Origin of the sequence: Paenibacillus sp. FSL L8-0644 (assembly GCF_038008165.1) — a bacterium.
Taxonomy (GTDB): domain Bacteria; phylum Bacillota; class Bacilli; order Paenibacillales; family Paenibacillaceae; genus Paenibacillus; species Paenibacillus polymyxa_D.
On record NZ_JBBOYN010000001.1, the window covers coordinates 4,568,154 to 4,580,905 of the forward strand.

At 46.8% G+C, this 12,752-nt stretch carries 9 protein-coding genes; all 9 read right to left on the reverse strand.

Translation table 11 applies throughout. From position 1 onward, the window contains the following. Positions 1–11: 11 nt before the first annotated feature. The gene (locus NSS94_RS20870; RefSeq protein ID WP_029519240.1) at positions 12–1,025 is read right to left on the reverse strand and encodes an ABC transporter permease; all 1,014 of its coding nucleotides are present in this window, start codon (positions 1,023–1,025) and stop codon (positions 12–14) included. Positions 1,026–1,523: 498 nt separating this feature from the next. Then, complete coding sequence (locus NSS94_RS20875; RefSeq protein WP_209949899.1) at positions 1,524–1,940, reverse strand: cupredoxin domain-containing protein; 417 nt, start codon at positions 1,938–1,940, stop codon at positions 1,524–1,526. Between the two features lie 90 nt (positions 1,941–2,030). Next, positions 2,031–3,839 carry a thiol reductant ABC exporter subunit CydC gene (gene cydC, locus NSS94_RS20880; RefSeq protein ID WP_069011657.1) on the reverse strand — a complete coding sequence of 603 codons (1,809 nt, stop codon included), beginning with the start codon at positions 3,837–3,839 and terminating at the stop codon, positions 2,031–2,033. Further along, positions 3,823–5,580 (reverse strand): thiol reductant ABC exporter subunit CydD, encoded by a 1,758-nt coding sequence (gene cydD, locus NSS94_RS20885; protein ID WP_069011656.1) that lies wholly within the window; start codon positions 5,578–5,580, stop codon positions 3,823–3,825. Before cydD ends, cydC begins: the two co-directional genes overlap by 17 nt. Continuing rightward, the gene (cydB, locus tag NSS94_RS20890) at positions 5,580–6,593 is read right to left on the reverse strand and encodes a cytochrome d ubiquinol oxidase subunit II (protein WP_080710733.1); all 1,014 of its coding nucleotides are present in this window, start codon (positions 6,591–6,593) and stop codon (positions 5,580–5,582) included. Before cydB ends, cydD begins: the two co-directional genes overlap by 1 nt. Continuing rightward, on the reverse strand, positions 6,580–7,986 hold the full coding sequence (locus NSS94_RS20895) for a cytochrome ubiquinol oxidase subunit I (RefSeq protein WP_069011655.1): 1,407 nt from the start codon (positions 7,984–7,986) through the stop codon (positions 6,580–6,582). Before NSS94_RS20895 ends, cydB begins: the two co-directional genes overlap by 14 nt. Positions 7,987–8,389: 403 nt before the next feature. Continuing rightward, complete coding sequence (locus NSS94_RS20900) at positions 8,390–10,048, reverse strand: response regulator transcription factor (protein ID WP_069011654.1); 1,659 nt, start codon at positions 10,046–10,048, stop codon at positions 8,390–8,392. Beyond that, positions 10,041–11,831, reverse strand: a complete 1,791-nt coding sequence (locus tag NSS94_RS20905; protein WP_165149466.1) for a cache domain-containing sensor histidine kinase — start codon at positions 11,829–11,831, stop codon at positions 10,041–10,043. The genes NSS94_RS20900 and NSS94_RS20905 overlap by 8 nt, the downstream gene beginning before the upstream one ends. A 169-nt stretch (positions 11,832–12,000) precedes the next feature. Beyond that, positions 12,001–12,582: a peptide deformylase gene (def, locus tag NSS94_RS20910; protein WP_023990342.1), complete on the reverse strand. Its 582-nt coding sequence runs from the start codon at positions 12,580–12,582 to the stop codon at positions 12,001–12,003. Between the last annotated feature and the right edge of the window lie 170 nt (positions 12,583–12,752).

Sequence of the window (12,752 nt, forward strand, 5' to 3'; positions counted from 1 at the left end):
CTTCTCCCTCCCTACATGATGCTTTCTTTGGTCAGTTTTTTGAATATACCGTTCGCCGTAAACAACAGCAGAATGCTAACCAGCGAGTTGAAAATACCAATTGCCGTCCCGTAAGAGAAGCGCCCCAAATTAATCCCGTAATTGAGCGCGTACAGATCCAGCACCTCGGAATAATCCGTCACAAGACTATTGCCAAGCAAGAACTGCTTTTCAAAACCATTGCTCACCAGATGTCCAATCGCCATAATGAACAGAATGGCAATCGTCGAGCGGATACCCGGCAGTGTAATATGCCACATCTGTCTCCAACGACTCGCTCCATCCACGCGCGATGCTTCATACTGTTCTTGATCAATTCCGGTGATTGCAGCTAAATAAATAATCGTATTCCAACCTGTCTCTTTCCATATATCGGAAGCGGTTACAATGTACCAGAACCAGCTCCCCTTTGCCATGAACTGAATCGGTTCATCCACAATATGAAGCGCTACCAATACATCGTTGACAATGCCTCCGTCAATGGACAGCATCTTGGTGACCAAGCCGGCCACAACTACCCAGGATACAAAATGCGGGAGATAGGATATTGTCTGCACAAACCGTTTGAACAGCATACCACGCAGCTCATTTAACAGAATTGCAAAGAAGATCGGTACGACAAAACCAAATACAATCCCCATCAGGCTCATCGCTAGCGTATTGCGTAATACCAGATAAAATCGTTCATCCTGAAATAGCTCAATAAAGTTATCCAGCCCTACCCATTTCTGGTCCGTAAAAGATTTGGCTGGCTTATAATTTTGAAACGCCATCGTCCAGCCCCAAAGCGGAAGATAGCTGAAAACAAACACCCATATGACGAAAGGAATGGACATAAAATAAAGATACTTTTGCTGCTTCACACTGTCCCACAAGCCTTTTTTACCACGGTCAGGCTTCGGGCCGCGAGCCTTGCGTGGTCTTCCCCTATTGGATTCAGGAATCAAAGCACTATTGTTGGAAGCGGTTTCAGTTGAAGATCCCATAACAAGCTCCTCCTCATCTCTAGATACTATTATCATACTTTGCTGGCTTGGAAGCGGATACCCGACGAATTAGGAGAAAAATCAGTTCAAAATTAGATATATGGGATGAAAAAAATTACATTCGTGCCACTACGCATGCGGATGGTGCTTCCCATCGCTGTTGTCCCCGGATTTCTTGAATAAGCACACAAAGGTAGAAAGCCGGGGACAGTTTATGCTTGCGATGCGAGCTTTCCTGCAGAAAGCTTTAAGGCGACCGCTTCGCTTGTCCAGCACATTCCGCCTGTTCCGTTCTAATGTAAATTCCCTGAAAGAAGTCTTGTAAAAAACAAAAGATCAGCAATGTAAGCTGATCAGAGGTAAAGGGTAAAGGATAATGGATAATGCATACTGCACCACAGGTGGTGGATGGTATATACACACTGTCGCAATTAACCTAATGATTGATTGAAGGAAAAAAAGCTTTCTGGCATCAATGTGCCAGAAAGCTTTTTTGATTTATTTTACTGTGATGGTCCCGTAGTACATGTACATACCGCAATTGTACTCATATACGCCTGGTTTCAAGTCCTGGACGGTAAAATAATTATTTTCGTGATCCAGGTAAACGTCCATTCCGATCTTCAACGACTGCACTTCATCAATGCAAGTGAAGGATGTCATTTTCTTGAAATTGATTTTGGTTGGAACGCCGGCTTTCACTTCAATATTTTTAGGATAGAAACCGTCCCCTTTTACACCCACTGTAACAATCTCATATTTAGTTTTGTCTGGCTCTTCCTGAGCTTGTTTAGGTTGAATGGCCGGAAACGACGACACGCTCCCCTGAAAATAAAACAAGACAAACCCGCCCATGCTCAGGGCTACAAAACCAATCAGCATCAAATGCCAATGCTTAGAGATTAGTGTTTTCATTCATATCAGCCTCTCCAGTTGAATGTCTGCATGTGACGCATCAACTCTAACCAGTATATAAAAGTTAATCAAAATTTTAAATACCTCATTTCACAGGCTCGGATGATCCAGCTCATACAGATTACGGTAACGAGACTGCTCCTGCCACAGCTGCTCATGACTGCCGCGCATGGAAATGGTGCCCTGCTCCATAAAGATCACCTCGTCCATATGCTCCATTCCTGTGAGATGATGCGTGATCCAGATCAATGTTTTGCCCTTCAGCACACGAAACATCGTCTGCATGAGCTCATGCTCTGTCAGCGGGTCAAGCCCCACTGTCGGCTCATCCAGCAAAACAATCGGGTGATTTTGCAGCAAAATCCGCGCCAGTGCAATTCGCTGTTTTTCTCCACCGGAAAAACGAAGGCCCGTCTCATGCATTCGGGTATCGTAGCCCTCCGGCAAAGAATCAATTAGAGTTCCAAGCCCTACCTGCTTCGTCACTGCACGCACCTCATCCAGCGTAGCATCGGGTCGTCCCAGCCGAATATTGTTCGCTACCGTTGTATCGAATAAATACGGCTGCTGGTTCAGCACCGCAAATAGATTGGAGTATGCTCCACCTGTGTATACGGGAATCCCTGCGACAGTGACGCTCCCTTCATCAGGCTGCAATGCTCCCTGAATCAGATTCAGTAGCGTGGACTTGCCCGCACCACTGCGACCAAGCAATGCAACCTTGCCCCCCTGCGGTACGTGCAAGGAGATACCACGCACGCTCCATTCCTGCGTTGCCGCATAGCGGTAGCTTACGTTGTTCAGCAGCAGGTCTCCTCCGTGGCCCAATCCCAGAGCGGCAGCCTGCTCATCTATAGTGTCAGCTGTGCCGCCTGCTGCTGGGTGTCCTGCATCCACAGTAACCGGAAGCGATGATGACACAGGTGTAGGTGTGTCTTTCTCCGAATCCTTCAACCGTCGAAGGGAATCCTGATACTCCGGTGCATGCACCACTGCTTCTCCAGCGCGAACGAAGGCATCCAGCAACGGAAAAGCCACAAGGGCAAAGGATGCCAGGCATGTGGCTTCTATACGATTCTGTGCTACTAGGCCTCCGGCCCACACAGTCATAATCACAATCCCACCGCCTACAACGCATTGTGCCATCCAATGAGAACGCCACTCGCCCCGGCGAAGTGAATTTTCCATCACGGCAGCCCTATTGTGCCGTTGTGTAAAGGTACTCAGGAAATGCCCAGTCCGTCCGCTCAGCACCAGATCACTCATGCCGAACAGAGCATCCGTCAGGTCCTGATAGGCTTTACTCCGTTCCTGCTTGAACATTCGCCGTTTGGCGAGTGAGGTCCATAGTGAGATAGCTGGGGCAATAAAAAGCAAAAATCCTCCATATAGCGCCATAAGCAAGGCAAAGGTTCCGTCCATCCGTCCGAGCGCCGAGATGCCTGCTGCATAAATCAGCAAAGCCGATAGCGCAGGCAGAACTAGCTTCAGATAGATGTTTTGAAGCTGCTCAATATCCTCTGCCAGCAACCCCAATAAATCCCCTGTACGGAATTTGCTGCGGATCATCAGCGCCTGCGGTTCTACTGCCCGATATAAGCGTACCCGCATACGGGACACCAGACGCAGTGCGGCATCATGTCCTACCAAGCGTTCCAGGTACTGAATAACCGCTTTACTAAAACCAAATGTTCGCACAAGCACAATTGGAACGTACACCATTAATATATTTTCCGGTTTTAAGGCCGAACGGGTAATCAGATGACCGGACGTAAAAAGCAACGCGCCCGCACATCCAATGGCCAGCGCGCCCAAAAGAGCAGCTAGCAGAAAGGCCCAAAAATATTGTCTCAGATACGTCACAAACCAGCCTTGTCTGCTATTATCCGTTACTCTCATATCGTCCGTTCCCTCCTTCCGACATCCCCGTCAGCAATCGGTAATATGCCCCCTTACGGGCAATCAATTGCTGATGGGAACCTACTTCTTCCAGACGACCTTGATTCATCATCCAGACACAGTCCATATCTGGCATCCAATGTAGCCGGTGGGTGGCAAGAAACACTCTTTTGTGTTTCAAAACCGATAAAATCGTCTGTTTTAGCTCCCACTCTGTCTCAATATCCAGATGCGCCGTAGGCTCATCCAATAAAATGACCGGACGGTTACTGAGCAACGCCCGCGCCAATGCAATCCGCTGCGCCTGTCCTCCGCTCAACGTCCTACCCGCTTCACCAATGGACTCATTCATTCCACCCGGAAGACCGTCTACCAGTTCACGCAGTCCAACCGCGTCAACCGCCCACTCCACCTGCTGGTTGGATGCCTCCGGTTCATAAAAACGAATATTATCTGCCAGAGAAGCGCTAAACAGGTATGAATGCTGTGGAATATACGCAATATGCCGTTGCCATTCAGCTTTTGCATCCCCAGCCAATCTGCATCCATTCAGGAGCAGTTCGCCCGAAGTGGGATCAGCAAAACCGCCAAGCAGGCTAAGCAGCGTCGTTTTACCTGCACCGCTAGCTCCAACGATGCCGATCATGTTCATGTGCGGTTCAACATTGGCAGACACATGTTCAAGCCGAGCCGAACCGTCTTCATTAAGGAGGCACACATCGGACAGCTCAAGAATGTCCTGTCCCGTGATGTCCAATCCTTTATCGTTAGCTGCCTGTTTATTCGGCTCGGTCGCGTCATCTTCTTTACTGAGAATGGAGCGGATTGCTCCCCAAGCCTCCTTACCATCCAGTGAAGCATGATAGTCTGATCCCAACTGGCGTATGGGCATAAAATATTCTGGGGCCAGAATAAGCACCGCAAGCGCTGCCTCCAAACCCACCGAGCCACTAATCAGGCGCAAACCCAAGCCTACCGCAACAAAAGCGACCGATAGCATACTAAAAAAATCGAGGGCAAATGAGGAAAGAAACGCTACCCGCAGCGTGCGCATTGTTGCCGTGCGGTATTGGTCGCTGACCTTCCCAACCGTTTCCCCATGCTCTTGGCTACGACCCAAAAACCTTAGTGTCTGAAGTCCACGCAGCGAATCCGTGAAATGATGAGATAACAGACGATAGGAACGCCACTGCTTGTCTGCCTGCTTCCGCGCTGCCAAGCCGAGCAAAATAAAGAAGCCTACCAGGATCGGCATCGTAGTCGTCAAAATCACACCTGAAATGACATCCAATGTGAAAACATACACAAGTACAAGTATAGTGACAGCCATCATGTCAATCATTCGAGGAATGGACAGTTCCAAATACGTGCGAAAACGATCCATGCCGTCCAGCGCCAGCGTCACCAACTTGCCGCTACCTTCCTGCGCTGCAAAACCCGGCCCCCGTTCGAACAAACGTGCAAGCAGACGCTCCCGTAAGGAAGCGCCTGAAGCTTCAGCAAAACGGCCTGCTGTCCGGCGTTGCAGCCAGATCGCCGTATGCCTCGTTGCAAAAGCAGCGAAAAACAACGCCAGCGACGGCCAAGCCATCACCAGCGGATTTTGTTCAAACAAAATCGTAACAGCCTTTGCCAAGAAGACTGCTTGTGCAATCACCGCGGCCCCCTGGAGCAGGGAAAGGGCAGCCAGTAGCAGCATCACTGGCCGAATGCCCTTTAATTCAAACCATGCCTTATCCATTAGTATTCCAAATGATCCTTCTCACTGAGACGCTTATGGAAAACAAAATAGCTCCACGCCTGATAAGCCAGCACAAAGGGTAAAAGCGTTGCTGCAACAATCGTCATGGCTTTCAGGGTGTAATGACTGGAGCTTGCATTATAAATCGTCAAATCAAAAGCACTGTTAATCGAGCTCACCATAAATCTTGGGAACAAACCGACGAATAACGAAACGAAGGTCAGCAAAATCACTGCACCTGTCATCCCGAAGGCCCATCCTTCACGGCGCTGCTTCAGGAAGTACCACGTCAGCACATAGGCGACAATTCCGACTGCTACCGCAGCATACATAAAGGGACCGCGACGCGCAAATAAATCCGTTGCAAAATAAGTCCATACCACCATGCCCGCAAGTAAAATGCCCAATACCGGAAGAAATTTGGATGCCATCACGCGAGCACGATCCCGTACTTCTCCAATCGTCCGCAGAGAAATAAACGTCAGTCCGTGCATTAGGCACATTCCGACCACTGTCAGTCCAATCCATACGGTATATCCATTGAATACATCGGAAAATCCAGCTTTCAAATCCATGTTTTGCTGAATAGGTACACCTTTCACCAAAGCCGCAAAAGCCATACCGAACAGCATCGGCGGTAGAAAGCTGCCAATCAGAATGCAGGCATCCCACGTTCCTGTCCACCATTTTCCTTCAGCCTTTCCGCGGAACTCAAAAGAAACTCCACGCAAGATCAAACCTAGCAAAATAAACACAAATACGAGATAATATCCGCTGAACATAGTCGCATAAAAATGCGGAAAAGCGGCAAACATTGCACCTGCTGCTGTAATCAGCCACACTTCGTTGGCATCCCAGAATGGACCAATCGTATTGATCATCAAACGTTTTTGTTGGTCGTTACGCGGCACCAATCCTGTGGCCATTCCTACGCCAAAATCAAAGCCCTCCAGAAAAAAGAAGCCGGTAAACAGCACAGCGATCAATAAGAACCATAAATCATTTAGCGACAATGGTGTCACCCCCTTGAGCAAAAGGATCATGAATTACCGTTTGCTGATGTGGCTCAATATCTGGACCTTTACGAGCCGTACGGTAAAACAGAAACGCCAGCACACCTGTTAAAATTAAATACAATGTAGTAAATGAGATGAACGAGAATAGCACTTCTCCTGCCACAACGGTAGGCGAAACAGAATCTTTCGTTTGAAGCAAACCAAATACCGTCCACGGTTGGCGACCTATTTCAGTCATGATCCAACCTGAAGTATTCCCAATGAATGGAAGGGATATCCCCCATATCATCAGACGGAAGAACCAGCGATGTGAACCTTCCAGCTTTTTACGGAACGTCAGGTAAGCCCCGTATAAGGCGAGTGCAATCATGCCACATCCAGCCGCAATCATAATGCGGAAGCTCCAAAACGTGGTACGTACTGGCGGGATATAATCGCCCGGACCATACGTTTTTTCATATTGGGCTTGCAGCTCATTCATACCAGGCACAGAGCCGGTAAATTTACTATAGGATAGAAAACTCAAAGCAAAAGGAACTTTAATCTCAAAGGTATTTCCCTTGTTTCCAGGATCAATCCATGCGATAACGGTCCAAGGAGCGGGGTCACCACTGTTCTCCCATAATCCCTCACTGGCAGCCATCTTCATCGGTTGTGTTTTCACCAAATATTGAGCCTGTCCATGACCAAACAAAGGAATAGCAATGGCACTGATTAAGGCAACAATAATACTCAATTTAAAAGAAGGTTTAAAAAAGTCCATATTCTTTTTGTGCATCAGCTTCCATGCACTGATACCCGCGATCAGAAATGCTCCTGTCGCAAAAGCAGCAAACAATGTATGTGGGAATTCCCATAACAGTTGTTCATTCGTTAGCAGAGCAGCAAAATCTTTCATTTCTGCACGTCCATTTTGAATCTCATATCCTACTGGACGCTGCATGAATGAATTAGCAGCTAGAATCCACAATGCCGATAACATCGTACCGATAGATACCAACCACATACAGATTAAATGGACCGTTTTGGACAATCTTTCCCAACCGAATACCCATAATCCGATAAAGGTCGATTCCAGGAAAAATGCAAGCAGCGCTTCAATCGCCAGCGGCGTACCAAATACATCACCCACAAAACGGGAAAAGTCCGACCAGTTCATCCCGAACTGAAATTCTTGCAAAATCCCGGTGACTACGCCCAGTGCAAAGTTAATCAGCAGAAACGTTCCCCAGAATTGAGCCATTTTTTTGTACAAGTCATTTTTCTTAATAACATACATAGTCTCCATAATTGCCACCAATAACGACAATCCAATGGAGATCGGCACATAAACAAAGTGAAGAATCGTTGTGGTTGCAAACTGCAACCGTGCCAAATCCAATACGTCCATGATGTTGCTCCTCCCCCTGTACTTCTCTTAACATTGATTTATAGTGTCTGTAATCTGAAGTCTTCTACATTTGTGACAGTATTCACATTCTTACATATGCAGCGGTCACCTTTTAGAAAATGACTCACTCAACTACCTTCACCATGGTGTCATGATCCGGCTTCAGATTATCCCCATTATATAGAATAAATTTAAATGAAATAGAATCGAAAATGTGAACATCGTGTCAAAGCTGTGTCATAACGATGGCGATTTGATGAAAACAGCCTAAATCCCATAATAAATGTGACATTTCCTATTGATCTATCTTTTTTTCATCATGCAAAAAAAGCCTCTCTTCGTTCGGAGGTTGTACCTCCGACATCTGCAAGAGAGACTTCATAGCGTTATACCTAGGATTCTATCAACAGCCATCTGTTCCTCCGTTCTTTTGAACCCGATTTCGATAGGAGGAAGGTGACATTCCAGCATACTTTTTAAATTTACTATGAAAATAATCTGCGTTCGCATACCCTACGCGTTCCGCCACCTGGTGTACCTTAATTCCTTGTGCAAGCAACTCCCTTGCTCGCTCAATCCTCACCTTATCCAGGTAGGCATTAAAGGCCTCGCCAGTATGACTTTTGAACAATTTGCCCAAATAGCCACTATTGTAATTAAACATATCTGCCAGTAACTCCAATCGCAAATTTTCATCATAATGACTATGAATAAAGTCAATCATTTGTTTCATGATGATGTCCTTGCCACCGGGATCAGTCTGTCCAATCCATTGCAACACATGCTCCAGCGAGTGATCCACCAGCTCGCCCAATGTGGAATAAGCATATACATCGGTTATAAAGCTGGAGTGCTCCTCCAGCACGGTTCGGCTGTGATCCTGTCCGGCTGCATACTTGTTCAACGCCAGTGTGAATGTTTGGGCGAACGCCGCCTTGATTGCGGATTCTGTACGATAAATCCGTGGAAATTGGCCTTCCATTTCCTTAATGACACGGGTTGCAGCTTCACTATTAGCCATATCTAGCGCATAGTACAGCTTTTCTGCATAACGTAGGGGATCATCTGTGGCACTATCAGACGTTCCACTCATTTCAGTCTCGACTGTCTCCAATTTGTGTAGGTCTCCGGAAAGCATGACTCTTTCTGCCCGGAACAAAAACGTACGCTCTAACAATCGTAGTGCCTGCTCAAAAGATCTGGGAATGTCGCTAAGACTGGCTACAGGATCACCGGCAGCCACATAAATTTCCGTAGCCCACGCCTTTAGCTCCTGTCGCCAAGCAGCTAGTAACTGAACAGCATCTCTCTCCGTTTTTAACGTGGCGGGAAGCAAAAGACCCATATATATTCCAGCCTCAAACACGATACCTCTGCCTTGCTCATGGCACATTTCTGTTAGTCGCTGCTTTGCTGCCGACTGCCGGGCTTGCCGATCCCAGTCAGGTATACGTAAATCCAGCAGAATAACCTGATAGCTACTCCAGTCCAAGTCTGGTAACGCTGGCTGTTGTCCATATTTTCCGTTACCGCTTTGATGTTCAGCCTGCTTGGATGCTCTGTGCAGAGAATCGCTGCTTTCTACAGCATTACGAGTATACTCTCGATGAACCGGAAACAATAGAGCTTCGATCCAATTACGCTCATGAGAAGGCGGACTTCCCCATTTGCCGACTTCTTTCTCATCCTCAATGTTTTGCCGTACCCGCTTCAACTCTGTCGTCATTTCTTCCTCATCAACTGGCTTCAGTAGATAGCCATCTACTCCGAAGCCCATGGCTTGCCGTGCATAATCAAAGTCTGCATATCCGCTTAATATGAGAAAATGATACGGCTCCCCGTTCTTTTCACGTATACTACGTATAACCTCCAGTCCACTCATCCCGGGCATACGAATATCTACAATGACTAGCTCCGGCCGATGCTCTCCGAACTTATCCAGAGCCTCGCGTCCATTCCCTGCCGTATCGACAATACGGAAGCCACAATCCCCCCAGTCAATAATGGAGGACAATCCTTCACGAATCGCTGGCTCGTCATCTACAATCATCGCTTTATACATTCGACTCTTCCTCCCTTGGTATGGAAAAGTATACGGTTGTTCCTACTTGTAATGCGCTTTCAATATGCAATCCATAACGTTCACCATACATCAATGTCAGACGTTGATGTACATTACGCAGGCCAATACTGCTCCCTTCTGGCTCATCCGTCCCCCTGATCCGAGCTAGCAGACGGGTCAGTTGCCCAGCTTCCATGCCGATCCCGTCATCTTCTACTTTAATTTTCAACTTTCTTTGTTCTATTGCAATATTTACCTTCACGGTAACCGGCTCTTCCTTATTTTCCAGTCCATGAATGACCGCATTTTCCACCAGCGGTTGTATGATTAAGGGAGGAATCGACATGTCCGTCGCATCTTCTTCCAAATTCACTTCATAGATCAAGCGATTTCCAAATCTGAACTGCTGAATTTGCAAATAGGATCGCACCATATCCAGCTCCTGTAGTACCGTCGTTTTACCACTGCCAATCTCCAGATTCCGGCGCATCAGCCTGCCAAGCAAACGCACCGTCGTTGCAATTTCCGCTTCCCCATTCAGATGTGCTTTCATTCGAATAGATTCTAATGCATTAAACAGAAAGTGTGGATTAATTTGGCTGGCCATCATTTTTAACTTGATATCCTTTTGTGCCAATTCCAGCCTGTTGTTGTGCTCACTCGTCTCATAGACCTGCGCCATGAGTTGGCGAATACTACTCACCATATAGTTGAAACGGCGGGATAAATCCCCGATCTCGTCCCTTCCCTCCACACTCGATACCACATGAAAATCGCCCGCGGCTACCTTACCCAGCTCATAGCTCAACCGCTGAAGGCGTTTGGTAATCAGCCAGGAAATGATGGTGATCAGAATCAGTGCCATAATCAGCACTGCAAGGACACATAAAGCACCAATCAGACTGATTCGATTGGCTCCCTGTACAATATGCTCCGTTGAAAACACTGAAATAATCGTAAATCCGCTCACACTGGAGGCGGGCAGCAGCTCATCCACAATGATGTTGGAGGGTATTCCGTTGATTTTCGCTTCATATATCCCCTTACCCGCACGCTGGACATCAAAGCCCAAATGTAAATCGCCCAACGTCTGCCCCACCGACTGCGGGCGAGTAGCTGCGACCACAATCCCGTTACGATCCGTAATCAATGTTTCAAAAGGCTCCTTGCTCAGCATATGATTCAACTCGGTCTGACTCAGCGATATCATCAGAATTCCCTTGGTATTGTATTCAGGAAATGGAATTTGCCGTATCAGGCTCAGGCGATTAACCGGATTATCTTCCTTATCCTGAATGTAAAACCAGTTAATCGCCGTCCCCTTCAATGCCGTCTGGAACCACTGTTGCCGCTCAATGTTAGAGTCCACTGGAATAAACTCCAGATTATTGACAAGCGTCGGATTGTACGAATAGAACCGAATGGTAGCAACCTCTCTATATTGCTGAGTGTACTCATTAAAATCCTTGTATTGATGATACGCATTCATCAGCTCTACCATACCCGGATACCGTCGGTTTGCCATTTCCCTCAGCCTTTTATCGAACATCAACCCATTTGAAATATCCGTTGGCACACGTAGTAAATTTGCCGTCTGGCTTTTGATCTTTTCCACATTGTTTACCGTCTGGGCAATTGCACTATTCAATGCCTGCTCTCGCAAATAAAAAGTTACGCAGCCGCCAACCACCAGCACCGGAATCATGACAATTAGTACGTAGGAGAACAGCAGCTTATTCCGCATACGCATATTACTCATCAGAAGCCATACTCCACGATTCATGCCATCCCTCCCACAAGATAAGCGCTTACATTTTTTGCGTGTTTTCACATCCTCCATCTCGACCTATATGTATGTATCCAGTTTAATGCTTCGTAACCTCTATATCTATGTTTTTTGCAAAATTTAAAAAATGTGGCGAACAGAGTCACCACACTTTACGATTCCTAAACTATTTACGTACAAAAGGTTCGATATGCACTCCCTGCGGTAGCTTGTGCGGATCTTCCGGGTTGATACGGTCATAGAACATAATACCATCCAAATGGTCCATTTCATGCTGTACAACAATCGCTGCATAACCTTTGAACGTCAATAGCTCCTGTGTTCCGTCTGGTAAAGTGGCCTTAATACGAATTTTTTCGTAACGCGGTACATATCCGGCTACGTACCGATCTACCGACAAGCACCCCTCACCCTGCTCCAAATAAATCATGGACGTGGAGTGGCTGACTAACTTCGGATTAAACAACGCATACTCTACCGTTTTGTCTCCATCTTCATAATAAATAGCGCACATTCTTTTGTTCAAACCTACCTGGTTTGCAGATAACCCCACACCCGGGCGCAGTTCATAGCGGGTAGCCAGCTCTTCATTTTGGCTATTTTTCAGATAATCCAGCATCCATTGCATCTGTTGAAGATCCTCTTCAGATAGTGGCAAGCATACCGGATCAACCTTCGTACGCAAAATAGACTCCCCTTCACGCACGATATCCTTCGTGAGAAGCATGTCCATCGATTGATTACTCATTCGTCAGCCTCGATTCATTAAAATAAATATATTTTCATGTGATGTACTGCCATGTAATATGTGATGCGGTGCAAAAACTGTGGGATTTCCCGGTTTTCTGCAAGTTTTATCCCATAAATTATATCTATTCATGAAATGAATTGTCAAAATAAAGCGACGTTTTTTGGGGG

Bases quoted from the DNA above. Each gene is read 5' to 3' on its own strand.
- NSS94_RS20870 (WP_029519240.1), bottom strand. From the start codon at position 1,025: ATGGGATCTTCAACTGAAACCGCTTCCAACAATAGTGCTTTGATTCCT.
- NSS94_RS20875 (WP_209949899.1), bottom strand. From the start codon at position 1,940: ATGAAAACACTAATCTCTAAGCATTGGCATTTGATGCTGATTGGTTTT.
- cydC (WP_069011657.1), bottom strand. From the start codon at position 3,839: ATGAGAGTAACGGATAATAGCAGACAAGGCTGGTTTGTGACGTATCTG.
- cydD (WP_069011656.1), bottom strand. From the start codon at position 5,580: ATGGATAAGGCATGGTTTGAATTAAAGGGCATTCGGCCAGTGATGCTG.
- NSS94_RS20895 (WP_069011655.1), bottom strand. From the start codon at position 7,986: ATGGACGTATTGGATTTGGCACGGTTGCAGTTTGCAACCACAACGATT.
- NSS94_RS20900 (WP_069011654.1), bottom strand. From the start codon at position 10,048: ATGTATAAAGCGATGATTGTAGATGACGAGCCAGCGATTCGTGAAGGA.
- NSS94_RS20905 (WP_165149466.1), bottom strand. From the start codon at position 11,831: ATGAATCGTGGAGTATGGCTTCTGATGAGTAATATGCGTATGCGGAAT.
- def (WP_023990342.1), bottom strand. From the start codon at position 12,582: ATGAGTAATCAATCGATGGACATGCTTCTCACGAAGGATATCGTGCGT.